Here is a 24,761-nt window from a genome sequence, read left to right on the forward strand (position 1 = left end):
ATGCTCACAACTTCCCGCTTGACTTGGCTGCATTGGAGACCGCTCCTGTGGCTCTCTCTGCTCCTGCTATCCAAGGGTAGTTGAACGAGAGGGAGCACTAGACCCGAGTCGGGTCTAGTGCTCCCTAGCTCTAGCTGAATGCAGAGACGGCCTTTCCCCCGGGGAGAGGCCGTCTCTGTTTGTGTGAATGGACGTAGAATAGATATAGGGATGTATGGATTGGTTGAACTCTTGTTCCCTCTAAAATATTTAGTTTTGATCTTTTCTGCCTAAACGGTTTTCAGAGTTTTGATATTGTTTGAGTATCTAAATCTGCTGTTCAAAAGGACTGGTAGCGTTATGCTGAAATCTCTTTCTTGGATTGCTACGATTAGCGCAATGCGCAACTTTGGAGAACACGGCTTCGCCAAGCTTCAGGCGATCGCAGCTTCTTCAAAATTCCCTATCGCAATGATTGTGCCCCTAGTCTTATCTTCTGCAACGGCGGCACACGCCCAATTTGGGTATCCTCTCGGCTCGTCCACATACAATACTGCGCCGCACTCTAGACATCTTCCGCGCGTTAATTCTTATGGAAGAACTGTAATCATTCAACGCCCGATTACTGATCGCTACTACCTATCTTTACCAGGGCAATCTTTTTCAACCTACCGACGAGCGGTACGCTATCCTTCTCGCTTCTCATCGCCCTACCCGTTTTCTACATCACCCTACCCGTCTTCTACAATAATTGTGAGGCCCAACGCCAGAACTCGCAACGTGATCATTGGCCCGAATGGTTTTTATAACGGCGGTTTTTACAAGGGCACATCGCAATGCAGCACGGCAATTTACGGAAGCCCAATTCCTAGCCCAATTCCGGTGAATCCTTATACAGGATTAGCTTGTCGTTAGCCTAAAAAGCCTTCTTGTTCTAGCTCTTCAATCACTTGTAATCCGCGTGCATCTCCCACTTTCAGCATTGATGCTTTTGCATCTTCTCGAACACTAATATCTTCATCTTCAGCAAACGATTCGATCAGCGCATCGATCGCAGTGGCGTAGATGACATTAGAGGGTAATTCTCGACACAGTTCTCCTAATGCCCAAGCACAGTTACTTCGGATAGCCGCGATCGCGTCGCGTCGCAACCCCTCGATTAAGGGCGGTACGGCGGTTACAACCACCTCATATCCCAGCACCGACATTTGAGCGAGAGAACTCGCAGCCCACAGTCTAACTGCCGAAATATCTGTCTTTAAAGCTTCAGTCAAGGTTTTGAGCGACCTGCGATCGCGGCAATTTCCGAGCGCCCACACCACGCCCTTGCGAACGTAGCCATTCCAATCCTGGTGATACCGTGTCATCAGAGGTTCGACAGCATCAGGACTGGGATTTCTGCCCAGCGCATACGCCGCGCTCACGCGCACCAACGCGCAGGGATCAGCTAATAGCGCGATCAGATGGGGAATCGCCCGCTCGTCTTGAAGTTCACAGAAAGCTCTGGTCGCCAGCATCCGTTGCTGCACATCCGTTGCCGTTAAAAGGAGTAACATCTCCTCTGGATCAGGCTTAGGAAGAGCATCATCTTCAATCGGCGCAATCTGATCCAATGGATCCTCTAGCTCTGCGTCGATATCGAGGACTGACAAATCATCATCACTATACATATAGTCACTTTACAGCACCGAGGGAAGTCGAGATAGCGTTAATGGCAGAGGACTTAAAAAATAAAAACACTAAATTTATTTAATAGACAAAATTAGTTTTACTAAACCGCTCAACTGCCAAGGCTGAACTATAGCGGTTTAGCCAGCCAGAGCGATTTAGTTTGATACCCACGTGAGCGATATAAGTTTAGTGCAGGCTGATTTGTCTCGAATACCTGTAGTCCGATCTGCCGAGCGCCGCTGGATTTTGCCCACGTTTCTGCTTGATGCATCAGCGCCGATCCAATGCCTTGATGTCGATGGTTAGGCGAGACATACAGCAAAAAGACGTGAGCCTGACGCTCTCCGGTTGCCTGATCGATCGCGTTCCCCAGCCACAAACATCCAATCGGTTTAGGGTGAGCCTGACCCGACAGCAAGGTAGCTCCTCCTTGACCTTCTGCCAAAACCCACCAAATCGGCGTTTCTGAAGAGCAGTATTGTTCAACTGTGTTGGCCAAGTGAGAAAACGTGCCACCGGGATAAAGCTCTTCGTAAGTGTGCTGCATGAACCTTACGAGTAGTGATTGGTTCCGCCAAGCTCCCCAAGATCGCTCTGTTGCAGAACTGGGTTGTAAACAATATCCTGGTGGTAGTAAATCAGTCACGACTTGCTTATAGCTGAGCTGGGTCTTCGGGCAGTCCGGTGATTAAGGTAGAGAGGGCAGGAGGCAGCCCTGCTACTGTATCCGGACGAGACATAGCCGCCTTGCCTTGCGCTGGTGTCACTTCTTCGATCGGGGCAGGGGCTGCCATGTCACCCGGCAAGAAGATACGCGCACTCACAGCAATGAGCGCCACCACAAAGACCAACACGACTAGAAGCGGAGCAATATTTTGGCGAAAGAAAAGCATGGCTGAAGCGAGGGTGAGAAAAGGATAATTTTCTGAGAGTTGTTTCAAGATTAATGAAGTTCACTCTCTTTACTTATCCTAATACGCATCTTTATCTTTCATCCTTTCTCTACTACCACTTCCTCATTCCACGGAGCAAACACAGGCAGCAATAGCAAACCAGGAATTGCCGCCAAGATCGTTATGAAGAAAAACATTGTCCATCCGGTTGCTTCAGCGAGTTCCCCTGCTTTTGCTACCAAAATATCTCGGCTCACTGCCATCAAGCTTGACAGCAGAGCAAACTGAGTTGCCGAAAAGCGTTGATTACAGAGGCTCATCAAAAACGCCAGAAAAGCGGCGTTCCCTAATCCCGTGCAAAAGTTCTCTACGTTAATTGCGACAACCATGAACGGATAGTTTTGCCCAAGCTGCGCCAATATTAGATAGGCGACGTTGCTCAATGCCTGTAGTCCGCCAAAAATCCATAGCGATCGATTGACCCCAATTCGGCTAAACACCGCCCCCCCGATTAGGGTTCCAACGATTGTCGCTAAAATGCCCATACCACCTTGAATCGCACCAATATCTGTTTGCGTGAAACCCGTCTTGAGCAAAAACGGAATCGCCATGTTGCCGAGCAAGGAGTCGCCAAACTTATACAGAACAATAAATCCCAAAATCAGAATGCCACGTAGCCGTCCTAAGCGCTGAAAAAAGTCGAGGAGGGGCTGAACAACGGCTTCGCTCAAAGTGGGAGGGGGGGCTGCTTGATGCTCTGGTTCGGGTGCGAACAAGGACGCAACCATACCGACTCCAATCAGCAACGACAGCAGTAGATAGACGGTTTGCCAGGGCATTCGGTCGGCTAGAAAGAATGCGATCGCGCCTGTCATCAACAGCGCAATCCGGTATCCTGTGACGAAAATTGCTGCTCCTGCACCCAGTTCAGGTTTCTCCAAAACATCGGTACGGTAGGCATCGGCAGCGACATCTTGAGTGGCGCTAAAAAAGGCAATGACGATCGCGTTGATGGCAAGAAACTGGAGCGACTGCTGAGGTCTGTGCAGCGACATTGCCGCAATTGCAATAAGCAAGGCAAATTGAGTCAGCAGTAGCCACCCCCGGCGACGACCGAGAAAGGGAGGAATAAAGCGATCAAGTAAGGGTGCCCACAGAAACTTGAGAGAGTAAGGCAGAGCCACGAGGCTAAACAGTCCAATCGTACTCAGCTTGACGCCTTCGACCGTCATCCAAGCTTGCAGCGTTCTACTGGTTAGCAAAAATGGCAGCCCAGACGAAAATCCGATAAACAGCAGTGCCGACATTTTGCGGCTCTGGAAGACCTTAATTAACGATTGAATGGTTTCCACGGTGGGTAGCGGATGCGATGGAACAAGGGATGCGACTAATTTTTTAGAGACGGCGTTCCCCTTGCTGACATCGGAAGGCTGTTAACAATTCAGAAGAGTTAGCTCGAGCATTTGCTTAGTCATTGCACAGCATAGCAGGAGTTTTAAAGGTTGTATTAGCTACCTTGAAAGGATGGAATTCTTTTGCATCATCGACTTCTGCTCGCTCTTTTCTGGAGTTTGCAGTTCCAGTAGAGCAATGGAACACCAATGGCTACCACTACAATTCCGACGATCGCACCGACCCCGGTATACACCACACTGGAGTAGAGCAAATAAGCACAAACCCCGCAGAAAACGATAGGCGTAATGGGGTAATAGGGAACCCGAAAGGGGCGGAGTTGGTGCGGCTCCTGAAATCGCAATACAATCAGCGAAATACCGCTTAGCAGGAAGAAAAACCAGAACACAGGAGCGGTGTAATCTACCATCGTTTCAAAACCATTGCGAGTAATGGTTCCCAATCCCACCAGAATGAGCGCGACCGCGCCTTGCACCACTAATGCTGTGGTCGGTGTACTTCCAGAAGACTGCCAGCGACCGAGAGACCGAAAGAGAAAAATGTCTTGACCCAAGGCATAATTTGTTCGTGCCCCTGTGAAGATCGTTGCATTTAGAGAACTCAAGGCGCAAATGATCACGATCAGACTCATCAAGACTGCCCCTGGTTCTCCAAATGCCCGTCGCATTAGTTCGGCTCCTACCGCTTGCGATTGCGCCATGCCTTCAAGTCCCAGGCCGCGCAGATACGCTAAATTAATCAACAAGTAAAGAGCCGTGATAATCCCTAAACTCCAAAGCAACGATCGCACAATGTTCCGCCGTCCATCCCGAATTTCGGCGGAAATGTAGGCAGCTTCATTCCATCCCCCATAGGACAGTAAGACAAAGAGCATCGCAGATCCTAAGGTTCCGTTAGAAGGCGCTACTGTTGATGAAGCGGCGGGGGCGGCGGGCAGAAGCAATCCAACCCCGATCACTAAAACTAACCCCAGCACCGTGATCAGCACCAATGCATTCTGCATCGTTTTGCCTTGATGCAATCCTACGATGTTGAGAACGCTGAAGAGAATAATGACGATGGCGGCATAAATGGATGATGAACCCGAACCAAGCCGCCAAAGTTGGGATGCATAATCGCCAAAAATGAAGGCCAATAGTGCGATCGATCCGGTCTGAATGACGGCCATCCGTGCCCAAGCAAACAAGAATGCGAGGTTCCGTCCGAATGCTCGTTTAAGAAAATGATAGTTTCCGCCAACATGCGGATAGGTGGTTGAAAGTTCGGCGTAGCACAACGCTCCAGTCAGCGAGACGGCTCCACCGGCTAACCATGCCAACAGCAGCATTGCTGCACTGTCTGCATTGTCAGCGACAAGACTCGGCGTTTCAAAAATGCCTGCTCCAATCACGATTCCGACAATCAGCGCGATCGCGTCTGCTAACCTAAGCGTGGGTTTGGGTGCAGCGGCTTGAGCCGTTAAAGTTCCCTCTGTTAAACCAGTCGCTTCAAATTTACTCACAAATGAAACCTCAATCAATCACAATTCGGGAGATTGCGCCGCGATCGCGCTAACAAGTGCCTGACAGTAATGCACTCGCAAATTTTTGAATTCTAGGCAAATCGGAGAACGCCATTGGGAGCGAATCAAACGCATCAGAACGCCCCTAATGTTTAAGTAGTTGAACTAACTCAGGCAACGCACAATTTACAAATTGAGATCCGGAGGCAGAATGACTGAATCAATTACATGAATTACACCGTTACTTGCTATAAGATCGGGCTGCGTCACCGTTGCAGTTCCAACCTTGACTTGATTGGGTTGCGGTACCTGAATATTAACGGAATTTCCTGCCACGGTTTGCACTGATCCGGGTTGAATTTGTGTCGCTGTTAATTGCTGTCCCTGGACTACATGATTATTCAAAATCTGACGCAACACCTGACGATTTTCGGGTTGCAAAAGACGCTGGCGAGTTTGAGCCGGAATTGCATTAAAGGCTTCATTTGAGGGGGCAAACACTGTAAAAGGTCCATTACCGTCTAACGCATCACCGAGTTCGGCTTCACTGACGATGGAGGTAAAGGTGCTAAGAGATGGATTCGTTGCTGCCACTTCTACAATATCACCCCCCGTTTGAGCCCTCCCCGTAGTTGGGGCGGAAGGGGTTGCTGCGCCTGTTTCAGGCTGTACTGCTACTGGAGATTCTGGAGCAGGTTGTCCTGCTTGGGGTGTCTGTGCTGAGGGAGAATTACATGCGGCAATAACAGGTAGCAAAACAAAACTAGCTACGATGCCCTTGGATGCGTTTGCAACAAGGATACGAAAAGATTTAGCTGAATTAACACGATCAGAACAATTCATTACCTGGTTTCCTAAATTTCAAAAAGTTTTGAGCACGGTTGAAAATCATTTTTGACAATTCATCCGCACATTCAGATAATTAAGTTTTGCAACAGCAATAGAATCGTAAAAGAAGAACTAATGCGTCTGTCTTAAGTTACAAAACTGCACCACAAAATTCTCATGTTTGAGTAGTTGAGTGAGAACTTTGTGGTGTGGATGTGATCATCGTAAATTTTCAGGAATAGTTTTAGGAACAGTCCAGTAGTAAACGGTGCGCCCATTCACTTGGCGGACTTGTTCGGGCTTCCAGTCGCCCATGTCAAACGCGTGAGAAACAATTCGTGTTCCGGGCTTGAGTTGCAAAAGTTTGGGACGTAGCCTCAGATTGACCTCTGGTAGAAGGTAAAGTGTGACGACACTCGCCTCTTGCAAGTTTGTTTGGAACAGATCTTGCTGCCGAAATTCTACGCGATCGCTCACTCCTGCTTTCTGGGCGTTTGCCTTAGCTTCTGCGACCCGTTCTGGATCAATATCAACTCCTACTCCGCGAGTGCCAAATCGCTGTGCGGCGGTGATGACAATGCGCCCATCGCCGCTACCGAGGTCATAGATCACGTCATTCGGACCTACATTCGCCACTTGCAGCATTTCATCGACTACTTCTTGCGGAGTGGGAACATACGGAACATCTTTTTGGACTTCGGGCGTAGCAGAAGCGGTTTGAGTTGGGGTGGATTGGGCGTCTGCTTGTAACGTGCGATCGCGGGTGCAGCCTGTTGCCATTAAACCAAATACACTAAGTCCGGCAATCAGACCTTTTAGCGATCGCTTGGGCAACTTGTGAACAAATCGTGAAGCGCTCATAGGGCAATATCCAAACAGGGTAAACGACAATTCATCGATGTTCTACTGTTCAGGATCGAATGCAAATGTGACATAGAAATGACAAAACGGAATTCGTGAAGCATTTCTGTCTATGGGCGTAATTTACACAATCTAATTCACCATTAGGTCATCCTAAAGTGCTACTTCAGCCTAGACTCATTAAAAATGGCGTAGGAAAAAATTCCTACGCCAGACTGTAGCCGTGATATGAGGTGATGTTACAGCTTGCCGTATCCGCGCCAAACGCCAATTAAAACGCCCTGAATATCGACTTCAGACGCTGGAACCTCTGTCATAGGATAGAGTTCGCGATTCGGATTTCCGGGTTTTAGAAGTACTTTGTTTCCTTTACGCTCAAGGTATTTCAGCGTTGTTTTGCCCTGATGATGTGCCGCTACGATCATGCCGTTTTTAATCGTTTTGGGATCGTTAGCAGGTTCTAAAATCACGATGTCACCATCGTCAATTAATGCTTCGATCATGCTGTGTCCCCGAACTTTTAACGCAAAGTGCTGGGGCTTAAGCAGCAGCGTAGATAAGTCTAAGTATTCAACTTCTAAATCAGGAAACGTCTCGACTAGGCTCGTTGCCGCGATCGCACCTTGAATTGGGATTCCTTTTGGCATTGGGTTTAGAATCCGAATGGTGCGGGCTTGCCCCTCCGTCCACTCAATGTAACCCTTGTTGCGTAAATGCTCGAGACGACTCTGCACCGGAGCCGGAGACTTGAGATTCATCGCGGTCATCATCTGCCGGATCGAGGGTGAGTGCTGATGGTCACGAATGTATTCAACTAGCCAATCGTATAGCTGTTGTTGGGCGTCGGTGAGGGGTTCCATAAAGCGACAAATAAGTAAGTGGAAATGAGAACTAGAACACCTGTATTATACCAAAAATGCTTAGCGATGCAGCTAATTAGTTGATATGTTCTCAAGGACATTTGTATCGCTATTTGACCCATTTGTCGAGATCCAAGAGCGTTAAATTTAGTGACTTTTGCCTGCAATAATGAATGGTATTGACCAAACCATTTTAATTTTCCACTATGACGGTTGCGCCTGCTTCTAAACCAAGACTTGCCTCTCGTGCTGTCAACAGCATTCTGGCCATTAAGCCGATCTTCAATCTGGCGAAATATCGAGCGCGGCAGATGATGATCAAGCGAGCAGAATCGATCGGGGTGGCGTGGCGCGATCGGGCGGCAGCATTACGCGATCGCGATTGGTCAACAGAATTCAACCAAGTCAACAATCCCGATTTAGCGTATCCAAACTATTATTTGTGTTCGTTTCATGCCTACACCGAAGGCAACATGGGTTGGGAACCTGCGACTGAAGTCGAAGTGGCAGCCCATGCGGTTCATGCTCGCATTTGGAAGGATGGTGGGATTGAAGGCGATTCGCGCTTGCGACAAAGCTATAACGATGCGCTTAAAGTCCGACTGGCTGAAGCGCCTAGCGAGATTGTCGATTTGGGCTGTAGTGTTGGCATGAGTACGTTCGCGTTGCAAGATGTCTTCCCCAATGCCAAGATCACGGGTGTTGACTTATCGCCTTATTTTCTAGCGGTTGCCCAGTACCGCACTCAGCGTCGGGCTGAGCCAGAATCCTCTGATCCGACTTGGGTGCATGCGGCAGCAGAATCAACCGGATTGCCAAGCGCCTCGTTTGATTTGGTATCAGCGTCGCTGGTATTTCATGAATTGCCAAGAGAGGCTGCGATCGCAATTCTTCAAGAAGCCAAACGTCTCCTGCGTCCGGGTGGTCATCTGGCCATCATGGATATGAATCCAAAATCTGAAATTTATGCGAAGATGCCGCCCTACATTCTGACCCTGTTGAAGAGTACAGAGCCTTATTTGGACGAATATTTTGCGCTGGATATTGAGAGTGCGATCGTTGAGGCTGGCTTTGCTCAACCAACCATGACTTGCAATACGCCGAGACATCGAACGATCGTGGCGCAGGTGAAATAGCTGACCTTGCTGGAACTGTTCTTGGGAAAGCTGTAGTTGATGAGCTACTGCCTAAAGTCTTTGCGCCTTAGCAACCATGAACAAATTTTGCTTCTTTCGGTCAATTCGATCTGCTAGCGCATTCGTCTTCTTTATGGGGCTAATTGCCTTAAGCGTTTTGTACACCGCTTGTCAAAAGCAACAGGAATCTATTGCAAACTCGCAACCTGTCAAAAAAATGGTGCTAGGCAATTTTGAGTTGCTCAGTGGCAGTCCATTTCTCCTAGCCACCGTCAATACCGTTCAAGACGAGCGATATCAATTCTCTTCGTCGTCGTCTGGTTCAAGCTCTACCTATGTTCACAACTATTTATTCTTCAATAGGACTGATCTTTCAGCACATCGACTAGTACCAAAAAACGATTGGCTCTTTCTACAACATGAGAAACTGGGGCAGTACAGAAATGGCGATTTGATCAAAGTAGAGGGGCTTTGGTATGCAGTTGTTAAAGAAGATACAAGTAGTGACAAGCAACTGACGGAACTTGATCGCAAGACGATCGCGATGTCTGATGTCGCCGGGAAGAGCTACACCGAAGTCATCTCACAAGTCGATCGCATTCTAGGAACCCACCGAAAAGGAGCTACTACCTTACAAATTTTTTATAGTTTGAATGACAAAAACTTTGTGACTGAAATAAATATTCAAACTCGACAAGTTATTAGAACACGCGAGTTACCCTCAATTCAGTAACTAAGCCCCTTGGGGTGTTTCTTCCCACAGTGAGGTGGTTTGTCGCAAACTGAGATGATTTCCGTTACCCAGAATGAGATGATCTAGGAGTGGAATCCCCAGAAATCGCGAACCTTCTAGTAGTTGGCGAGTGAGAGAAAGGTCTTCTGCGCTAGGTTCAACATTCCCAGATGGATGATTATGAGCCACGATCGCTCGCGTTGCCCCCTGACGAATAATTTCTCGAAAAATCTCTCTAGGATGTGCCAGAGTTTCGGTCGCTGTACCGATCGTAATTACCTGCGTCCCAATCAGCTTATTTTTTACGTCGAGTAACAGCACCGCAAACCGTTCTTGAGCTTGCCACATCAACTCACCACTGAGAGCAGCGGCGGCAACTTGCGGATCGTCAATTACCGTCTTTTCGGGTGGGCGGGACTGATATACCCGCTTGCCAAGCTCGATCGCTGCCAAAATTGTCGTTGCTTTTGCTGGACCAACGCCCGGAACTTTCGTTAATTCTTGAATATTGACATCGCGCAACACCCCCAACGGATCGCGCTGATGCTGACTTAACTCTTGCAAAATATATTGTCCCAACCCCACTGCCGAAAGTTTTCCAGGTCCTTGACCCGTTCCCAGTAAAATTGCAATTAGCTCAGCCGTAGAGAGAGTTTTTGCACCTTGAGCGATTAGTCGCTCGCGGGGTCGTTCGCTTTCGGGAATATCAGCAATTCTTAGAGAATAAGTCATGAAAGCATAGAAGGAAGCGCCTATTTTTACAGTAATCCCGCAAAATGAATCTGGGAGTACATCGACCAATTCGAGCAATAACAAGAGTGTGAGTATGTGGAACGGAAAAACAAATGCTGTAACGGCACTGCTAGGGGGTGCGCTCTTTTGGAGCTTAGCGGAGCCGATCGCGATTCATCAAACTGCTTGGGCAGCCCGGACTCAAGACTACACGCCAGATCAGTTTATTTCTGTATTGAATGGTCTAGGCTATCCTGTCCCGCTAACGACGCCTTTTTCGAGTCCGTCCGTGCAGCAATCGATTCGAGATTTTCAGGTGCAATATCGCCTGCCAGTGGATGGAACGCTGAATCTGCCGACGCAAGACCTAGCGGCGGATCTGATGAAAAAACTACAAACCGATCTCAACCGAGTGGTGAAATTAGAAGTTCCGCTTCCAGGAAGTCAGTTTTATGGACGGCAGACTGAGGCGGCGGTGCGATTGTTTCAGCAGCAAAATAAGCTACCTGTTACAGGAATAGCAACGCTAGAAACTCGCCAGCGCATCAATGACATTCTGAACGATGCGCTACCTCGTCCGGGTCAACCAGGTTCGTCGAGCGGTTCATCGAGTGGTTCGACGAGTGGTTCGACGAGTGGTTCGTCTGGTTCTTCAAATTCATCGCTGGGAATTTACACTGAAGGACAACTGCGATCGCTGCTGCTAGGGTTTGGCTATGACGTGAATCCGCAACAGCCCCTAACTGACGTTTCTGTGGTTCGAGCGATTCAAGATATTCAGTCTCTCTACAATTTGCCGCCAACTGGACGGCCCGATCAGCGCACTCAAGAAATTATGGCAACCTTAGTCAGAAACCTAAGAAATAGTCTCAGAATTGTTCTGCGAAGTAATTTGCCCATTACTCAGTTCTATGATGCTCCAACTCAAGCAGCGGTGCGAGAGTTTCAGAGCAGATACGGCTTGCCTGTCAATGGTGCAGCAACGCTCGTCTTACGGAGTCGCATTGATGCAGAGGCGCGAAGGGTAAGCAGATAAGGGCAGAGGCAACGGATGAAGCGTTTATACCAACCTGATCAGCTATCCGTTGCCACCTGAATCTATTTGATTTCTACGCGTGCGCGACCCCGTCTTCACGCGCCGCTCTCTGAACTGCTGCTGCCACTGCTGTTGCAACCCGTCCATCGAACACCGATGGAATAATGTGTTCACGGGTTAATTCGTCGGGGGTGACGAGAGACGCAATCGCTAACGCTGCCTGCAAATACATATTCGTTGTTAAGGTAGACGCTCGGCAGTCTAATGCTCCTCGGAAGATGCCGGGGAACGCCAGCACATTGTTGATCTGATTGGGATAGTCGCTCCGTCCGGTCGCCATGACTGCCACATCATCTCGCACATATTCGGGCTGAATCTCAGGAATCGGATTTGCCATCGCAAACACAATCGGATCGGCTGCCATCGATCGCACCATTTCGGGCGTCACTACACCCGGAGCGCTGACGCCAAGGAAAACATCTGCTCCTCGCATTGCATCGGCAAGCGTGCCGCTTTGTTCAATTGCAAACGCGAGCTTTTGAGGGTTTAAGTCGGTGCGGCTCTTCGAGAGAATGCCTCTGGAATCGCACATGATAATGCTGGCGGCACCATCTTTTTGCAGCAGTTTGGCGATCGCAACTCCGGCTGCCCCCGCACCGTTAATCACAATCCGGGCATCAAAAATCGACTTCTCGACGAGTTTTAGCGCATTGGTGAGAGCGGCAAGCGTAACGATCGCGGTTCCGTGCTGATCGTCATGGAAGATTGGAATATTGAGTTCTCGTTGTAGCCGTTCTTCGATTTCAAAACAGCGCGGCGCGGCAATATCTTCTAGGTTGACGCCGCCAAACACAGGCGCAATCCGTTTCACCGTTTCGACAATTTCATCAGTGCTTTGAGTTGCCAAACAAATTGGAAAGGCATCCAATCCGCCAAACTCCTTGAACAGCATTGCTTTGCCTTCCATCACAGGCATCGAGGCTTCGGCTCCAAGATTGCCCATTCCCAGAACAGCGCTACCATCCGTTACGATCGCAATGGTGTTGTGCTTGATCGTCAGTTCGTACACCCGCTCTGGTTCGTCTGCGATCGCGCGGCAAATCCGACCTACACCCGGCGTATAGGCCATTGCCAAATCAGCTTGTCCTCTCAGCGGAATTTTGCTGTGAACGCTAATTTTTCCGCCTTTGTGCAGTGTGAAGGTGCGATCGTAAATATCCAACACCTTAATGTCAGGTAGCGCTTTCACCGCTTGTACAATCGTTTCTGCATGTTCTGTGCTGGCGGCATCGACTGTAACATCTCTCATAGAGATGGCTCGCGTCTGCTCAATCAAGTCGATTTGTCCCATGTTGCCGCCTTGCGACGAAATCGCCTGAATCACGCTCGCCAGCATCCCAGGACGATTGGGAACTTGGAAGCGAATTGTCAGACTAAAACTAGAGTTGGGGGTGAGGGCTGCCATAAACTTGCACGTTGAATTCCGAGGTCTCGATTTTACGGGAAAATTGCGAATGAGTGTTAAAACTTCTCAACGATTCTGAGATGAATTCTAGTTTGTCCTTGGAAGAATTTACAAAAGTATCGTTCAATAACAAACTAGTTGCCGCGACTTATTTTAGGGAATTCAATTTGAGAGAACTGTACTCAGACACACGAATTTATGCCAAGTCTTTACACCGAAATCGACATCAATGCTCCGCGATCGCGGGTTTGGCAAATTTTAATTCAGAAAGAAAAATGGAAGTATTGGAACACTTTCCTGTATGACTGCAATCCTCATCAAACGATTGCTCCAGGACGAGAAATCTCGCTTTCGCTGCTGCGAGTTCCGGGTGAAGAGGAAATTCAGTTTCGTCCGATTGTGACGCTGGTGCAGCCAGAGGCGTGTCTCAAGTGGATGTCATCGATTCCAGGATTTCGGCACGAGTATATTTGGCAGCTCCAAGATCTAGATCGCGATCACAGCCAATTCATTTATCAGGAAACGTTTTCTGGAGCGCTCAGCAAATTTTTTGTTCCCTTTATTCGTCAAGATGAGCAAAAAGGAATGCGCCGCATGGCATGGGAACTCAAGCAATATGCGGAAAAGCTTTAAATCGTCCAATCCTCTGTCACTAATCTTGGCACTTTCTCAAAGTCTCTCAGATTCCGGCTCAAAAGCACTAAGTTGCGAGATCGCGCTGTCGCGGCAATTCTCAAATCCATTGTTGATACGCGAACTCGTTGTATTCGCAGCTCGTTAAAGAACACAGTTGCTTCCGCATCAAACGCTAGAACAGGAGCCGTTGAAAAGCCTTGAAGGGTTTCCAGCAGCAACGTGTATCCGCGAATTACATCAGCAGGTGTACGGGCACGATTGATAAAGCTATGAGCACCAAGGACTTACTCATGAAAACTGACAACGGACAAAGCAAAGTCTGCTGGTGAGTATTGAGCGATTCGAGCGGTTAGGTTTATGAATTCTGAGCCTGAACGTCGCTGTAGAAAACTAATGTGGTCAGTGTCGAGCAAAAATCTCACGCTTGTCCACTAGCATCATCGGTTGGTCTATCAGCCTGGCGGAAAGAGCGCCCATATTCCAAAGCTTCAAGAAAAGCAGATTCATCAGAGATTGATCCAACGAGTTTGTCGAGCCAAGTGCCAGAGGCAGAGCTATGCTCGGACTTGTGTTTAAGGTCAGCGACCTCTTGCTCAAGAGTTGCTAACCGACGTTCGAGCGTTACTTCATCCAGCATGACTCTCCTCTTTAAAGAACTACTGACCTTACACCACTTCATTCTATCTGAGCAACTGTTTCAATCATTAGTAGCGACTGGTGAATCTCCCACAAACAAAAGCTCGCAGGCAATTATATTCGCGCGGGTAATCGGTGTGCCTCCGCTCCTAGGCAGCACACTGGTTGAACTACTTCGTAGAGCTATACTTTTGAATGAACTACGCTACTTTCCTAAATATGTGCTTAGATGCTTCGGCTTCATAGCACTTCAAGATTAAGTTACTGAGCTTGTCTAAGTCACTAACTGAGGAAATTACTACCCTTGATGCTGCATCTCCAAACGAAGCTGACATTTCTTGAACTTCAAAACCTGGCGCGAGTTCTCTAACTTCATTGATAGACAACCGAGTTACAAAACTCTTTTTCTTAGGCGACAGATATAGCCTCAAGAACCACCAATTTGTCTTACCGATATTTAGTCCAAAATATGATAAGACATCTTTGTACTTGACTTCTAAGCTATAGGTTTTAGACTGTGCTGCAATAGACCTGACTTTTTCAAACGCTTCAAGTTCTTCAGCAGTTGTTTCCACTTTAATGTCTTCTGAGTCTTGTTCCGGCTCATCCTGAATTTCTTCAATTGCTTCTAAGTTAACCGATGAGGAAACTTCACTAGACTGACCCATTTCTTTACTAATGGATTGCGTCATCAGGTCAACTAGACTTCCCTGAAGAGACTTCTTTACAATCGGTCGAAACTTTTCGATTACTTTACTGGAAATTCTACTTTCTATTGCGTACCTAGAGCCAATGTTGCCAAGTTGAGAAACTAAAAAGCGAATGAATTCATCAGATGGAGAGCGAAGAAGACTGTCTACTAGTTGTGCCATTCCGCTGAGATAAACCATCTCTTCAGCATGTCGTTTAATGACGAGGGAATCGAAGTTATCTCGGTGGAAAAACTTCAGGTTTTCAATTTGCTTCTGGTCATAATCAAGAACGTTGAATCTGAAGAAAGGTTCTTCATCCATCATGTTCTCATGACGTAAATCTGTGAAGAAAAGGTACTCAATGCCATTTGTAACAATGGCAACTTTTGCTGAGCGCAATCCATTGAAATATCTCTTTAACTGACCATCATGAGCTTCGGGTTTCTTGTCACGGGCTTTCGCCTCAACCAGCATGACAATTGCATTACTAATGGATATGGCGTAGTCTACTTTCTCAAACTGTCCTGACTTTCTAATGGCAAAATCTGCTACATACTCAGGGATGACTTCAGTAGGATCAAAGACATCATAGCCGAGTGTACCGAAGAACGGCGCAATCAGTCCCCATTTAGTTGCTTCTTCGCCTGAGACAGCTTCAGCTCTTTTTCGGACTTGTTCTGCAACTTTAGCGATGTCATCTGCAAATGCCATACCCACTGCCTCAACAGTTAGAACCTACCTCATGAGATTTCCCAAAAATTTGTAGATACTCAACTACGTAAGTTCATCAGCACTTGCCTGAGATCTTAATTACAGTCAAAACTTTGAATGTCCGTCTCTTAAAAAGCCACTTCTAAAAAAGCTACTGCCTGATCACGAGTAACACTAGGAAAGTCATCTAGAAAAATATCTAGAGAATCTCCTGCTGTTAAATGTTGGATGAGAATCTTCGCAGGAACCCGCGTTCCCGAAAAAACTAATTCCCCATTCATCACATGCGGGTTGCACGAAACAATCTGTTCTCGATCCATAAATTACTACTCCTTAGTCGAAGCCAGTTATATGTACCATTATTTTATGCCACAAAAAAGGGCTGGACGTTCGCCCAACCCTACACAAAAGAGACTTAAGAAGGTTTAGAAATTCATTTCGGCGGCTTGGACGCGCTCGACTTGCTTCTTCTTCAATACCAACATGATTTGGGTGATGGTGACGATCGCAAAGAACGCCAGCAGACCCTTAATGCGGCTCGGATTTTGCAACACAATTTCAGCATCGATTTGACCGAAACCACCTACGTTGGGGTTACTAGTCAACGCATCACCTGCCTTGACTTCATCGCCTTGAGCCACGATCAGCTCAGGACCAGGCGGAATCGTGTCTTCGACAACGCCCTTGTCAGTATTGATGCTGACCGTATAACCGCCATCGTCGCCTTTCGCGATCGCCGAGATTGTTCCAGCAGCGGACGCATTGAATACCGCGTTATTGCTCTTGTCACCAGTCGGATAGACCTGTCCACGACCCCGGTTTCCACCGACGTGAACCGAGTACTTCCCAAAGTGTAATGAGCGATCGGTGTTTGGATCAGGAGACAGAATCGGGAAGCCAATCTCTTGATACTGCTCGCCTGGAACCGGACCGACCACGAGCCAGTTCGGATGCGCTTCGCTGTAGGGCTGAATAAATAGCTCAGCTAGTTTCTCTCGCATTTCCTCAGGCAAGCGCTCTTCGGGCGCTAACTGGAATCCCTCCGGTAACATCAGCAGTGCGCCAACGTTGAGCGGACCTGTACTGCCATCTCCCTGAACTTGCTGAACGCTGGTGTCATAGGGAATCTTAACAACCGCTTCAAACACGGTGTCAGGTAGAACCGACTGAGGCACTTCGACCTCGGTAGGCTTTGCGCCTAAGTGACAGTTCGCACAAGCAATCCGACCCGTGGCCTCACGGGGATTTTCGTACTGCTGTTGAGCAAAAATCGGATAAGCGGCTGCCGATCGCGGCAAAACCAAGCTCCCCGACAGTAAGATCGCGACGGTTGCCAAGGCAATTCCGACCCGCTTTGTCAATTTAATCAGGTTTGTTCTCATCTCTAGCAAATTACTCTCGCTCGGAATAAATAAAGGCAGAACGGTCGAAAGGGTGTGATTAAGTCCACCACGGATCTTCGCCTGTGCGGAAGTCCGTTTCTTCCCAAGGGGTAAAGCTGATTTTGTTGTCAGCAACCTCAGCGTGAGCAAGCGCCAGCGAGAGCGGAGCCGGACCGCGCACCACTTTTCCGGTGTTGTCGTACTGGGAGCCGTGGCAAGGGCACATGAATTTGTTTTCGCTGGCGTTCCAGGGCACAACACAACCGAGGTGAGTACACACCGCGTTGATGCCATAGCTCGCGATCGCCTGATCTCCTTCCACCACAATGTAGGTCGGGTCGCCCTTTAGCCCTTGCGCGAGCGAACGATCTCCGGCGGGGTGGCTGGTGAGATACTCGCTGACTAAAATATCATTACCGAGGGCATCTTTTGCTGTGACGCCTGCGGAACCTCCACCTGACGAAGGCGGAATAAAATATTTGATTACCGGATACAAGGCTCCAGCCGCTACTAGTGCCTCGGAGCCGAACATCAGGAAGTTCATGAATTGGCGACGACCCATGTTGGGTACATCATCTGCGGGTCCAGTAAGTTGAGCCATGACTACTCTCTAGGGATTGCGGAACGAAGTGAAAAAAGATTTAAGCGCAGAACTTTTGTCAAAGCTCTGTGTTTAGATCTAGTACGGGGTACTACAACGGCGATCTCTAAACTTTTTATCTAAAGCAAAGCGCTGAAAAGCCTTTAGAACAGCCAATTTGTAGTTTTTCTTAGATGTATTATTACATTTCTTGACACTAGCATCATAGCTAAGCGGCGGAGCCGAAATTTAATACGAAATGTTAAAGATTTTTACGGGCTAACGTGCCATGACCGGACAAGACCTACGCCAACTTTTGATTAACAAGTGGGGGTTTTCCTACGATATTCAGGTGCGCCGTGCGATGGGCAAACTGTTTGTGCAAGTAATGTGGCGCTATCAGGAGCAACGCTCGTTTCCGCTGACTGAATCGGAATATCTAGAGCATCTTGATCAAGTGACAAGCTATTTAGCGGCTTGGAATGCGATCGCGCAAGTGCAAACCTTCATTGAAACAACGCGCGAAAAGCCTCGGCTCGGAAAAGCAGTGAATATTCCGATTGATCTCGGCGATCGCGCGTCTGAATGGCTATTAGAGGAGTTTTAACGAATTTTTCGCTCGGTCAGTTCATTCAATCCTTCGCCAAACAAGGAGAGTCCGATCACCATCAGGGTCATGGCTAGTCCTGGAAAAACGGCTGTCCACCAAATTCCGCCCGTGGAGAGCGCGTCCAAGGCTTGATTGAGGTCATGTCCCCATTCCGGTACTTCATCTGGCAATCCCAATCCGAGAAATCCAAGTCCGCCTAGAGTCAGCACAGCATCTGCTGCATTGAGCGTGAACAACACCGGAACACTTTGAATCACATTTAAAAACAAATAGCGAGAAAGAACGCGCCAAGTAGACGCTCCCATCGCTTGAGCCGCTTCAATAAACAGTTCTGTTTTAACGCTGACCGTTTGATTCCGAACGACCCGATAGTACTGAGGAACATAGGCAATGCTGAGCGCGATCGCGGCATTAAAAACTCCTCGTCCAACCACAAATGCCAGCGTCACCGACAGCAGGAGTCCCGGTAGCGTGTAAATCGTATCCATAAAGAAAATTAGAATGCGGTCGAGCCTGCCGCCCAAATAGCCGCTGAGCATCCCTAGCGGAACGCCAATGATGAGACTGAGACCTGTTGCCAACAAGACGACCTGAAGCGCTGCCTGCGTGCCAAACAGCGTGCGAGAGAAGACATCGTAACCGAGACTGCTTGTGCCAAACCAATGAGCTAGAGAGGGCGCTTGGTGAGGCGGGTTATCAAGAAATTCGGTAGGATTTTGCAGCCATCCGATCGCTTGAAACAGGGGAGCGAGAAGCGCGATCGCAATAAACGCGATCGTGATCGCCGCGCCAATTCGCATCATTTGGCGAGAGAGCGACGGGCGTTCGACAGCACGAGACAACCGGGGCAGACGAATCGAAGTCATAAGACGAGGCAAACAGTTCGCTCATCATCATAAATCCTGGTTCGCAACCCATCAAAAAATAGCGGATGAGTAACCTTGAGGTACTCATCCGCTATATCCGTTATTTAATCTATTGCCATTACAGATGGCTTTCGATCAACTCGCGATACTGACTCTTCTGCTTCACGCCTTTGACTTCCGCAACCTTATCTTTGTGCTTAAAGAACTGGATCGTCGGAGTTCCCGAAATGCCTGCTGATTCTGCAATATCTGGATCTTCCTCAATGTCGATCTCGATAAAGTAAATCTTGCCGTCAAACTCATCCACCACTTTATTAAGAATTGGCTTCAGCGTATGGCAGGGGCCGCAACTCGGAGAGACATACTTAACCATGATCAAGCGATCGCTGTCATGGTAGAGTTTGCGCAAGGCGTAACTGCCTACATGCTTCGTTTGTGCTGGATCGACTTCTGTAGAAAACTCTTCTGCCTTGTGAGCCGTCTTCTCTTCGTTCGCCGCTTCCGCTTGAGTTTGGTGGAACTCTTGCGCTAAGCCGTTGAACGACAACCAGCGTTCTGCCAACATCGCAGACATGCATCCTGTGCCAGCCGCCGTAATCGCTTGACGGAATTCGTGATCCTGTACGTCGCCTGCCGCGAAGACGCCTTCAATATTGGTCTCAACCGATCCGGGCTTCGTGACGATATAACCTACGTCGTCTAGCTCAAGCTGACCTTTGAACAGAGACGTATTTGGCGTGTGCCCGATCGCATAGAACAATCCTTTCGCCTCGATCACGCTCTCTTCGCCAGTCTGACGATTTTTAACTTTCACACCTGTCATGTGTTGAGTTCCACCCACCACATCAACGGCTTCGGTATTCCAGTGAACCGTGATCTTTGGATTGTTTAAGACGCGATCTTGCATCGCTTTACTCGCGCGCAGCTTGTCACCTCGGACGAGCATATTGACGCGATCGCCGTACTTGGTAAGATACAGCGCTTCTTCTGCTGCTGTGTCACCGCCGCCAATAATGACCAACGGCGCACCCCGGAAGAGTGGCGTCGCACCGTCGCAAATTGCGCAAGCAGAAATGCCTCGGCTCCAGAAGTTGGCTTCATCGGGCAATCCGAGTCGCTTGGCGGTTGCACCTGTGGCAATCACAACGCTGTGTGCCTTGACTTCGCGATCGTCAGACCGAATCGTAAACGGACGTTGGCTAAAATCGACAAAGGTCACATCTTCGGTATGAAGCTCGGCTCCCCACCGTTCTGCCTGAGCCTTCATTTGATCCATCAGTTGCGGTCCAGTGATGCCTTGAGGAAAGCCTGGAAAGTTCTCAACCTCAGTTGTTGTCATTAGCTGACCGCCCGGAAGCCCTCCTGCCTGAAAGCCTTCAAATACTACAGGCTTCAGATTTGCACGTGCGGCATAAATTGCTGCCGTGTAGCCCGCCGGACCAGAACCAATGATTACTAAATTTTCTACGGTTGAATTCTCCATAAGACTTATATGAACTCATAACGACTACGAGTAGTATAGCGCAAGAAGCGCGATTGATGCAAAATGTTAAGACTTGACCATTCGACTTGAGGCTACACGGGGCGAGTCACAATGAATGAGAATGCCGATTTTAATTAGGAGACTGATTTAGGAAGCAAGCTTTTAATCTGCTCTAGCACTTTGTCTTGTTCTTTTCTGAGGTTCTCTAGCTGCTCAACCGCTTCTAGAAGCTGCTGCTGCGGGTCGGGCTGTTGGCGTTGTCCTGCAAACACGGATTTAACCATCCGTGGGCTTTTTCTTAAGATCCACTGACTCAATTTGATTGGGGTTTGTAAGAGCGAGAGCCACAGATTTTCGGTCAGACGCGCGATCGCACCCAGCAATCCAAACATCAGCACAATGACTAATCCCACGAGTCCTAGTGTCCAGACCGGATGGTGTAGCATCCAAGCTGCGATCGGATGAACGTCTAACCAATTTTGGAGGGCAGAGGTAGCAGCAACCTGAGAGCGAGTGACAACCGCATTACTCAGTTGTTCTACAGCTTGGCTAGGAATGCCAAGCGCATTGATGGCTTCTCCTCGAAGGGTTTGTAAGCCTTGTGAAAGATTATCTAGTTGATTCATAAATCCATTCGCCCAGAATCACTTTAGATTTCTATGCTAAATCTGAGGTGAATGAGAGTCCCAAATGAAACAAAAGTAATTTAACGAGATGAAGTAGATCCTATTTCTGAATGATCGCGCCAATCCGGAAGTTGCTTTGGGGGCGAAGTAGCACTCATTAGACCATCCTGAATTTCGTCAACCGCCGTGAAAAATCTTCTAGTTTTGTTGCCTCTTGGCTTTTCATTTCTAGCTACATTGCCTGCGATCGCAGGATCACTTCCTGAAAAATCTGTGCCGTGTTATTTCTTCAGAGGTGACCGAGTAGAACTTAAGCAGACCTGTTCTCATGTCGCGGGCTGGGGAACGGGGGGTACAGGACGGGCAGTGCTCACCTGGCAAGATAAGGTCGTGACGAATCTAGCTTGGGAGAACGATAAGCTTTCGCTAGATGGCAACAAAGCCTTTAACTATACCCGCGATCGTAAAACACTGAAGCGATTGCCATTGGATGAAGCAAAGCGACTTCGAGACAATGGAGCGCCTGCTTTGTCGTGCTGGCAAACTTACAAATATGGCAATTCAGTTTGCTGGTTCAGATAGCGCTTAACGGAGAGATTTACGAGTTGCCAAACTTTTGTTTTGCCTGGTCGTAAATCTCGACCGTGATTTGGCTAGCTCCGGTTTCTTGAGCAAACTTCTCAATTTTTTTACGCGCCGCCGGACGAACAAAAAACGGGATTTCTTTTAGTTTTGCTTCTGCTTCGGGTGTCCACTCGATTGATCCGCTCATAAGTATTCTCATTCCTTGTTAGGTTTAGTTTACCAGCGTAGATCCGTGAGTGGGATAGTCACCATATCGCAGACTGTAGCGATATGGTGACTATTGGAAAAATCGTGATCACTAACTATTTAAGCAGTGAAAGCAAATGTTTGAGCAAAATCTGCAAACGTTCCAACGTTAGTAAGTTTCGGGTAAGCGTTTCTAACAAATGACTTCTTATTTATAGATTTTGGGTACTCACTTATAGATTTCGAGTACTCGTTTATTAATTTCGAGTACTCAGTTGTAGATTTTGAGTATCCATTCATAATTTTTGTTTAAGCATCTATAAATTCTCTTTAAACAAAGATTATGAATGGATAAGCATTTATGGATTTCGGGTAAGCGGTTATAGATTTTGTTACGAGGTCTTCAATTGACGTTAATGCAATCATGGCGCAGGTACGGTGTAATTCCCGTTCAGCAGAAGTGCGATCGCATAGTATCAAATAAGAACTTCTCTACGAAGAACATGACGCAACAGATACTAGACGCAATTTATGAAAATGGTGTGTTTCGCCCTCTAAAACGTCCTCAAATTGAAGAAGGACAACAGGTGCGGATTGTGATCGAAGTCAATGCAACCCTTGCTCCGGATGACATACTTCAGTTGTCCGCTCAAGTTTACCAAGGGCTGTCCACTGAGGAGGTCGATGAGATTGAACAAATTGCTCATGATCGCCAAAAAAGTTTTGACGAGCGATCTGAATGACGACTGGGCAGGCTGTTTTGGATACGGATACGCTGTCCGCGATTCTACGTCAAAATCCTAATGTTCTTCTCAACGCTCGACAGTACCTGGTTGAAAATAGGAAGTTTACGTTTTCAATTATTACTCGCTACGAAATCTTGAGAGGTTTGAAGTCGAAAGCAGCAACGGCTCAGATTAACCGCATTTGAGCGATTGTGTGTAAGCAGTTCCATTCTGGCACTAACCGAGGAACTCAGGATGCTTTAGCAGTGAGTTCAGCGATGAGAGGTGTTGCTTTATCTAATTGACTTACACCAAGAATCGAAAATCCTAGAAGGTTGCCGTCTTCATCTACGCGCTCCATAACAGCATCATTGTTGGTTTCCTGCATATAGCCGGGTCTATCATAAAATACAACCTCTAAAAAGTCGCCCTCTGGATCAAACCAGATTTTGATGTGTTGGCTCATAGTAATGATTCTCCTTGCTTGGGTTTATCCGTTAGATAGGCAGTTAAGACGAAGGCATCATCTAATAAAAGTTTAACGACTACACAGAGCCATTTCTCTCCGACCAGGGTATCTGTGTAGTAGCGATAGTACAGAATGACAGTCACATCACTTTTGGATCGTCTTACGATTTCAGGTTTGCTGAGAGTTCGTCTGATCTCAGCTTCCAACCCCTCCATTTCTGGATGTTCTAAAATATGCTGCTGTCGTTCGTCGCTTAATCGAATTGCCCGATTTTGAAAGTCTAGTAGTGTTTGCATTACTTTGCTTGTCAGGCTTTAGAATCCTCATCGCTTCATTCTTCGACTACTTCGATCAAGTCTTCGATCGCGACATCAAACACCCTCGCCAACTTAATTAACGCTGTTACATCCACAGTTGCCATTCCTGTTGATCGTGCATAAGTTCTCAGAGTGCTGTAAACCACGCCTGAGTGCTCAGAAACGTCTTTAATTGTCCATCCTCGCGCATCGGCAAGCTCCCGAATTCGCAGCCTCACCAATCCCATGCTTGACAATGACTAATACTAGTCATTTAATAGAAATGTCCTTAAAAGCGATCGCGCTTTAGCCTGGAACACTCGAAGCGCGACGCTATCCCTTCTCATCAAAGGAACAAGCAACATGATATCAAGAGATCTGCCGAATGAAGCGGGCGGAACCAGTTATGGCGCTCATCTGCATCCGTGGTGAATTGTTTGTCTACTGCCAAATATGCAACGAACCGTCGTTGCTAGATGCCGTCGTCGTACCTATGCCGAAGAACATCTCAAAGTCCTCAACCGTTTGGTGACTGACCACACCTACACGATCGTCTTTGATCCATCCCACGAGTAACCGAGTTATGCCACGAGTCGTGGGTGGGCAATCCGTTAGAGCAGTGCAATCAACGTTAAATTTGAATGGTGGCCTTTGAGGATAACGGATGGAAGTCTTTCAAGCTCGTTTTGAGCATCTTGAAGAAGTGTCGAAGTTGTTTGACCAATATCGCGTTTTCTACAAGTCATCTTCAGATCTTGAAGCTGCTAGAGAATTTATTCAAGAGCGTTTCCAAAAAGGCGACTCGACTATATTTGTGGTAACCAATGACGGGCGCACGATTGGGTTTACGCAGCTTTACCCCAGTTTTTCCTCAGTGTCGATGAAGCGTATTTGGATTCTGAACGATTTATTTGTGGAGCGAGCTTGGCGAAAGAAGGGCGTTGCAAAGCTGTTATTGAGTGCAGCAGAGGACTTTGCAAGAGAAACAGAAGCCATCCGAATCATTTTAGCAACGCAAATTTCCAACATTACTGCTCAATCTCTTTATGAATCGCTTGGATATTGCAAGGATGAGGAGTTTTATCACTATTCGTTACCGTTGTAGCGGTGGCATAATAATCCCGTTGCACGTCGATTTACAGGGATAGTTAGTTAAGTTAGAGAGTTTAT

General features: G+C 47.8%; 34 protein-coding genes. 11 read left to right on the forward strand and 23 right to left on the reverse strand.

From position 1 onward, the window contains the following. Positions 1-339: 339 nt before the first annotated feature. Positions 340-894, forward strand: coding sequence for a hypothetical protein (locus tag AC5JLB_RS22895; RefSeq protein WP_495876135.1), 555 nt, complete (start codon positions 340-342; stop codon positions 892-894). Here AC5JLB_RS22895 and AC5JLB_RS22900 read toward each other — a convergent pair. The 8 genes from AC5JLB_RS22900 to lexA all read right to left on the reverse strand — a co-directional run bounded on the left by AC5JLB_RS22900 (position 891) and on the right by lexA (position 8,006). Then, positions 891-1,649 carry a HEAT repeat domain-containing protein gene (locus tag AC5JLB_RS22900; RefSeq protein WP_495876136.1) on the reverse strand — a complete coding sequence of 253 codons (759 nt, stop codon included), beginning with the start codon at positions 1,647-1,649 and terminating at the stop codon, positions 891-893. The genes AC5JLB_RS22895 and AC5JLB_RS22900 overlap by 4 nt on opposite strands. A gap of 128 nt (positions 1,650-1,777) precedes the next feature. Then, entirely contained in the window at positions 1,778-2,197 is a 420-nt protein-coding gene (locus AC5JLB_RS22905; RefSeq protein ID WP_495876137.1) for a GNAT family N-acetyltransferase, read from the reverse strand. Between the two features lie 106 nt (positions 2,198-2,303). Continuing rightward, entirely contained in the window at positions 2,304-2,543 is a 240-nt protein-coding gene (locus tag AC5JLB_RS22910) for a DUF8624 family small hydrophobic protein (RefSeq protein WP_495876138.1), read from the reverse strand. 98 nt (positions 2,544-2,641) lie between these two features. After that, entirely contained in the window at positions 2,642-3,895 is a 1,254-nt protein-coding gene (locus AC5JLB_RS22915) for an AmpG family muropeptide MFS transporter (RefSeq protein ID WP_495876139.1), read from the reverse strand. 188 nt (positions 3,896-4,083) lie between these two features. Then, positions 4,084-5,457: an APC family permease gene (locus AC5JLB_RS22920; RefSeq protein ID WP_495876140.1), complete on the reverse strand. Its 1,374-nt coding sequence runs from the start codon at positions 5,455-5,457 to the stop codon at positions 4,084-4,086. 186 nt (positions 5,458-5,643) lie between these two features. Further along, positions 5,644-6,300, reverse strand: coding sequence for a fasciclin domain-containing protein (locus AC5JLB_RS22925; protein ID WP_495876141.1), 657 nt, complete (start codon positions 6,298-6,300; stop codon positions 5,644-5,646). A 204-nt stretch (positions 6,301-6,504) separates the two neighbouring features. Further along, complete coding sequence (locus tag AC5JLB_RS22930; protein WP_495876142.1) at positions 6,505-7,146, reverse strand: SAM-dependent methyltransferase; 642 nt, start codon at positions 7,144-7,146, stop codon at positions 6,505-6,507. 239 nt (positions 7,147-7,385) lie between these two features. Further along, positions 7,386-8,006, reverse strand: a complete 621-nt coding sequence (lexA, locus tag AC5JLB_RS22935) for a transcriptional repressor LexA (protein ID WP_495876143.1) — start codon at positions 8,004-8,006, stop codon at positions 7,386-7,388. Positions 8,007-8,212: 206 nt separating this feature from the next. Between lexA and AC5JLB_RS22940 the strand changes: the two genes are divergently transcribed. Together AC5JLB_RS22940 and AC5JLB_RS22945 are read left to right on the forward strand one after the other, a co-directional pair. Then, positions 8,213-9,142, forward strand: a complete 930-nt coding sequence (locus tag AC5JLB_RS22940; RefSeq protein ID WP_495876144.1) for a class I SAM-dependent methyltransferase — start codon at positions 8,213-8,215, stop codon at positions 9,140-9,142. A 76-nt stretch (positions 9,143-9,218) separates the two neighbouring features. Beyond that, complete coding sequence (locus AC5JLB_RS22945; protein ID WP_495876145.1) at positions 9,219-9,875, forward strand: hypothetical protein; 657 nt, start codon at positions 9,219-9,221, stop codon at positions 9,873-9,875. Here AC5JLB_RS22945 and radC read toward each other — a convergent pair whose 3' ends face one another. Continuing rightward, entirely contained in the window at positions 9,876-10,607 is a 732-nt protein-coding gene (radC, locus tag AC5JLB_RS22950) for a RadC family protein (RefSeq protein ID WP_495876146.1), read from the reverse strand. A 94-nt stretch (positions 10,608-10,701) separates the two neighbouring features. Between radC and AC5JLB_RS22955 the strand changes: the two genes are divergently transcribed. Beyond that, the gene (locus AC5JLB_RS22955; RefSeq protein ID WP_495876147.1) at positions 10,702-11,643 is read left to right on the forward strand and encodes a peptidoglycan-binding domain-containing protein; all 942 of its coding nucleotides are present in this window, start codon (positions 10,702-10,704) and stop codon (positions 11,641-11,643) included. A 73-nt stretch (positions 11,644-11,716) separates the two neighbouring features. Here the strand turns inward: AC5JLB_RS22955 and AC5JLB_RS22960 are convergent, their stop codons facing one another. Then, complete coding sequence (locus AC5JLB_RS22960; RefSeq protein ID WP_495876148.1) at positions 11,717-13,108, reverse strand: malic enzyme-like NAD(P)-binding protein; 1,392 nt, start codon at positions 13,106-13,108, stop codon at positions 11,717-11,719. 198 nt (positions 13,109-13,306) lie between these two features. Between AC5JLB_RS22960 and AC5JLB_RS22965 the strand changes: the two genes are divergently transcribed. Next, positions 13,307-13,741 (forward strand): SRPBCC family protein, encoded by a 435-nt coding sequence (locus AC5JLB_RS22965; protein WP_495876149.1) that lies wholly within the window; start codon positions 13,307-13,309, stop codon positions 13,739-13,741. Here the strand turns inward: AC5JLB_RS22965 and AC5JLB_RS22970 are convergent. The 6 genes from AC5JLB_RS22970 to petC all read right to left on the reverse strand — a co-directional run bounded on the left by AC5JLB_RS22970 (position 13,738) and on the right by petC (position 17,766). Then, on the reverse strand, positions 13,738-13,962 hold the full coding sequence (locus AC5JLB_RS22970) for a type II toxin-antitoxin system VapC family toxin (RefSeq protein ID WP_495876150.1): 225 nt from the start codon (positions 13,960-13,962) through the stop codon (positions 13,738-13,740). The two genes, AC5JLB_RS22965 and AC5JLB_RS22970, sit on opposite strands and share 4 nt — an antisense overlap. Positions 13,963-14,162: 200 nt before the next feature. After that, positions 14,163-14,381: a hypothetical protein gene (locus AC5JLB_RS22975; RefSeq protein WP_495876151.1), complete on the reverse strand. Its 219-nt coding sequence runs from the start codon at positions 14,379-14,381 to the stop codon at positions 14,163-14,165. Positions 14,382-14,580: 199 nt separating this feature from the next. After that, entirely contained in the window at positions 14,581-15,783 is a 1,203-nt protein-coding gene (locus AC5JLB_RS22980; RefSeq protein ID WP_495876152.1) for a hypothetical protein, read from the reverse strand. Positions 15,784-15,911: 128 nt separating this feature from the next. Continuing rightward, on the reverse strand, positions 15,912-16,103 hold the full coding sequence (locus AC5JLB_RS22985) for a DUF433 domain-containing protein (protein ID WP_495876153.1): 192 nt from the start codon (positions 16,101-16,103) through the stop codon (positions 15,912-15,914). Between the two features lie 105 nt (positions 16,104-16,208). Further along, positions 16,209-17,165, reverse strand: coding sequence for a cytochrome f (gene petA / locus AC5JLB_RS22990; RefSeq protein ID WP_495876154.1), 957 nt, complete (start codon positions 17,163-17,165; stop codon positions 16,209-16,211). A gap of 58 nt (positions 17,166-17,223) precedes the next feature. Next, on the reverse strand, positions 17,224-17,766 hold the full coding sequence (gene petC / locus AC5JLB_RS22995; protein WP_495876155.1) for a cytochrome b6-f complex iron-sulfur subunit: 543 nt from the start codon (positions 17,764-17,766) through the stop codon (positions 17,224-17,226). Positions 17,767-18,034: 268 nt separating this feature from the next. Here petC and AC5JLB_RS23000 point away from each other — a divergent pair, with 268 nt between their 5' ends. Next, complete coding sequence (locus AC5JLB_RS23000; protein WP_495876156.1) at positions 18,035-18,352, forward strand: DUF3067 family protein; 318 nt, start codon at positions 18,035-18,037, stop codon at positions 18,350-18,352. On the opposite strand, the gene AC5JLB_RS23005 is transcribed toward AC5JLB_RS23000, so the two are convergent. From AC5JLB_RS23005 to AC5JLB_RS23015, 3 genes are all read right to left on the reverse strand, one after another. Then, positions 18,349-19,221 (reverse strand): ABC transporter permease, encoded by an 873-nt coding sequence (locus AC5JLB_RS23005; protein WP_495876157.1) that lies wholly within the window; start codon positions 19,219-19,221, stop codon positions 18,349-18,351. The two genes, AC5JLB_RS23000 and AC5JLB_RS23005, sit on opposite strands and share 4 nt — an antisense overlap. A 118-nt stretch (positions 19,222-19,339) precedes the next feature. Beyond that, entirely contained in the window at positions 19,340-20,704 is a 1,365-nt protein-coding gene (gene trxB, locus AC5JLB_RS23010) for a thioredoxin-disulfide reductase (protein WP_495876158.1), read from the reverse strand. Between the two features lie 134 nt (positions 20,705-20,838). Further along, complete coding sequence (locus AC5JLB_RS23015) at positions 20,839-21,330, reverse strand: hypothetical protein (RefSeq protein WP_495876159.1); 492 nt, start codon at positions 21,328-21,330, stop codon at positions 20,839-20,841. A 186-nt stretch (positions 21,331-21,516) separates the two neighbouring features. Here AC5JLB_RS23015 and AC5JLB_RS23020 point away from each other — a divergent pair, with 186 nt between their 5' ends. Then, entirely contained in the window at positions 21,517-21,912 is a 396-nt protein-coding gene (locus AC5JLB_RS23020; protein WP_495876160.1) for a hypothetical protein, read from the forward strand. Between the two features lie 16 nt (positions 21,913-21,928). Here AC5JLB_RS23020 and AC5JLB_RS23025 read toward each other — a convergent pair whose 3' ends face one another. Beyond that, positions 21,929-22,102: a PCP reductase family protein gene (locus tag AC5JLB_RS23025; protein WP_495696891.1), complete on the reverse strand. Its 174-nt coding sequence runs from the start codon at positions 22,100-22,102 to the stop codon at positions 21,929-21,931. Positions 22,103-22,604: 502 nt separating this feature from the next. On the opposite strand from AC5JLB_RS23025, the gene AC5JLB_RS23030 reads away from it, so the two are divergent. Both AC5JLB_RS23030 and AC5JLB_RS23035 read left to right on the forward strand, forming a co-directional pair. Then, positions 22,605-22,844, forward strand: coding sequence for an antitoxin family protein (locus AC5JLB_RS23030; protein ID WP_495876161.1), 240 nt, complete (start codon positions 22,605-22,607; stop codon positions 22,842-22,844). Next, entirely contained in the window at positions 22,841-23,032 is a 192-nt protein-coding gene (locus AC5JLB_RS23035; RefSeq protein WP_495876162.1) for a PIN domain-containing protein, read from the forward strand. Before AC5JLB_RS23030 ends, AC5JLB_RS23035 begins: the two co-directional genes overlap by 4 nt. A 44-nt stretch (positions 23,033-23,076) precedes the next feature. Here the strand turns inward: AC5JLB_RS23035 and AC5JLB_RS23040 are convergent, their stop codons facing one another. From AC5JLB_RS23040 to AC5JLB_RS23050, 3 genes are read right to left on the reverse strand one after another with little or no spacing between them, the layout of a single operon-like run. After that, positions 23,077-23,292, reverse strand: a complete 216-nt coding sequence (locus AC5JLB_RS23040; protein ID WP_495876163.1) for a DUF2283 domain-containing protein — start codon at positions 23,290-23,292, stop codon at positions 23,077-23,079. Continuing rightward, positions 23,289-23,591, reverse strand: coding sequence for a hypothetical protein (locus AC5JLB_RS23045; RefSeq protein ID WP_495876164.1), 303 nt, complete (start codon positions 23,589-23,591; stop codon positions 23,289-23,291). Before AC5JLB_RS23045 ends, AC5JLB_RS23040 begins: the two co-directional genes overlap by 4 nt. A 35-nt stretch (positions 23,592-23,626) precedes the next feature. Next, positions 23,627-23,839: a helix-turn-helix domain-containing protein gene (locus AC5JLB_RS23050; protein WP_495876165.1), complete on the reverse strand. Its 213-nt coding sequence runs from the start codon at positions 23,837-23,839 to the stop codon at positions 23,627-23,629. 205 nt (positions 23,840-24,044) lie between these two features. Here AC5JLB_RS23050 and AC5JLB_RS23055 point away from each other — a divergent pair, with 205 nt between their 5' ends. Both AC5JLB_RS23055 and AC5JLB_RS23060 read left to right on the forward strand, forming a co-directional pair. After that, a complete protein-coding gene (locus tag AC5JLB_RS23055; protein WP_495876166.1) occupies positions 24,045-24,167 on the forward strand; it encodes a hypothetical protein in 123 nt (40 codons plus the stop codon). 88 nt (positions 24,168-24,255) lie between these two features. Next, positions 24,256-24,696 (forward strand): GNAT family N-acetyltransferase, encoded by a 441-nt coding sequence (locus AC5JLB_RS23060; RefSeq protein WP_495876167.1) that lies wholly within the window; start codon positions 24,256-24,258, stop codon positions 24,694-24,696. Positions 24,697-24,761 lie beyond the last annotated feature (65 nt).

Source organism: Myxacorys chilensis (assembly GCF_059505265.1).

Coding starts and splice junctions, on each gene's coding strand:
- AC5JLB_RS22895 (WP_495876135.1), top strand. CDS start 340: ATGCTGAAATCTCTTTCTTGGATTGCTACGATTAGCGCAATGCGCAAC.
- AC5JLB_RS22900 (WP_495876136.1), bottom strand. CDS start 1,649: ATGTATAGTGATGATGATTTGTCAGTCCTCGATATCGACGCAGAGCTA.
- AC5JLB_RS22905 (WP_495876137.1), bottom strand. CDS start 2,197: ATGCAGCACACTTACGAAGAGCTTTATCCCGGTGGCACGTTTTCTCAC.
- AC5JLB_RS22910 (WP_495876138.1), bottom strand. CDS start 2,543: ATGCTTTTCTTTCGCCAAAATATTGCTCCGCTTCTAGTCGTGTTGGTC.
- AC5JLB_RS22925 (WP_495876141.1), bottom strand. CDS start 6,300: ATGAATTGTTCTGATCGTGTTAATTCAGCTAAATCTTTTCGTATCCTT.
- AC5JLB_RS22930 (WP_495876142.1), bottom strand. CDS start 7,146: ATGAGCGCTTCACGATTTGTTCACAAGTTGCCCAAGCGATCGCTAAAA.
- lexA (WP_495876143.1), bottom strand. CDS start 8,006: ATGGAACCCCTCACCGACGCCCAACAACAGCTATACGATTGGCTAGTT.
- AC5JLB_RS22940 (WP_495876144.1), top strand. CDS start 8,213: ATGACGGTTGCGCCTGCTTCTAAACCAAGACTTGCCTCTCGTGCTGTC.
- AC5JLB_RS22945 (WP_495876145.1), top strand. CDS start 9,219: ATGAACAAATTTTGCTTCTTTCGGTCAATTCGATCTGCTAGCGCATTC.
- radC (WP_495876146.1), bottom strand. CDS start 10,607: ATGACTTATTCTCTAAGAATTGCTGATATTCCCGAAAGCGAACGACCC.
- AC5JLB_RS22955 (WP_495876147.1), top strand. CDS start 10,702: ATGTGGAACGGAAAAACAAATGCTGTAACGGCACTGCTAGGGGGTGCG.
- AC5JLB_RS22960 (WP_495876148.1), bottom strand. CDS start 13,108: ATGGCAGCCCTCACCCCCAACTCTAGTTTTAGTCTGACAATTCGCTTC.
- AC5JLB_RS22965 (WP_495876149.1), top strand. CDS start 13,307: ATGCCAAGTCTTTACACCGAAATCGACATCAATGCTCCGCGATCGCGG.
- AC5JLB_RS22975 (WP_495876151.1), bottom strand. CDS start 14,381: ATGCTGGATGAAGTAACGCTCGAACGTCGGTTAGCAACTCTTGAGCAA.
- AC5JLB_RS22980 (WP_495876152.1), bottom strand. CDS start 15,783: ATGGCATTTGCAGATGACATCGCTAAAGTTGCAGAACAAGTCCGAAAA.
- AC5JLB_RS22985 (WP_495876153.1), bottom strand. CDS start 16,103: ATGGATCGAGAACAGATTGTTTCGTGCAACCCGCATGTGATGAATGGG.
- petA (WP_495876154.1), bottom strand. CDS start 17,165: ATGAGAACAAACCTGATTAAATTGACAAAGCGGGTCGGAATTGCCTTG.
- petC (WP_495876155.1), bottom strand. CDS start 17,766: ATGGCTCAACTTACTGGACCCGCAGATGATGTACCCAACATGGGTCGT.
- AC5JLB_RS23000 (WP_495876156.1), top strand. CDS start 18,035: ATGACCGGACAAGACCTACGCCAACTTTTGATTAACAAGTGGGGGTTT.
- AC5JLB_RS23005 (WP_495876157.1), bottom strand. CDS start 19,221: ATGACTTCGATTCGTCTGCCCCGGTTGTCTCGTGCTGTCGAACGCCCG.
- trxB (WP_495876158.1), bottom strand. CDS start 20,704: ATGGAGAATTCAACCGTAGAAAATTTAGTAATCATTGGTTCTGGTCCG.
- AC5JLB_RS23015 (WP_495876159.1), bottom strand. CDS start 21,330: ATGAATCAACTAGATAATCTTTCACAAGGCTTACAAACCCTTCGAGGA.
- AC5JLB_RS23025 (WP_495696891.1), bottom strand. CDS start 22,102: ATGAGCGGATCAATCGAGTGGACACCCGAAGCAGAAGCAAAACTAAAA.
- AC5JLB_RS23030 (WP_495876161.1), top strand. CDS start 22,605: ATGACGCAACAGATACTAGACGCAATTTATGAAAATGGTGTGTTTCGC.
- AC5JLB_RS23035 (WP_495876162.1), top strand. CDS start 22,841: ATGACGACTGGGCAGGCTGTTTTGGATACGGATACGCTGTCCGCGATT.
- AC5JLB_RS23040 (WP_495876163.1), bottom strand. CDS start 23,292: ATGAGCCAACACATCAAAATCTGGTTTGATCCAGAGGGCGACTTTTTA.
- AC5JLB_RS23045 (WP_495876164.1), bottom strand. CDS start 23,591: ATGCAAACACTACTAGACTTTCAAAATCGGGCAATTCGATTAAGCGAC.
- AC5JLB_RS23050 (WP_495876165.1), bottom strand. CDS start 23,839: ATGGGATTGGTGAGGCTGCGAATTCGGGAGCTTGCCGATGCGCGAGGA.
- AC5JLB_RS23055 (WP_495876166.1), top strand. CDS start 24,045: ATGCAACGAACCGTCGTTGCTAGATGCCGTCGTCGTACCTATGCCGAA.
- AC5JLB_RS23060 (WP_495876167.1), top strand. CDS start 24,256: ATGGAAGTCTTTCAAGCTCGTTTTGAGCATCTTGAAGAAGTGTCGAAG.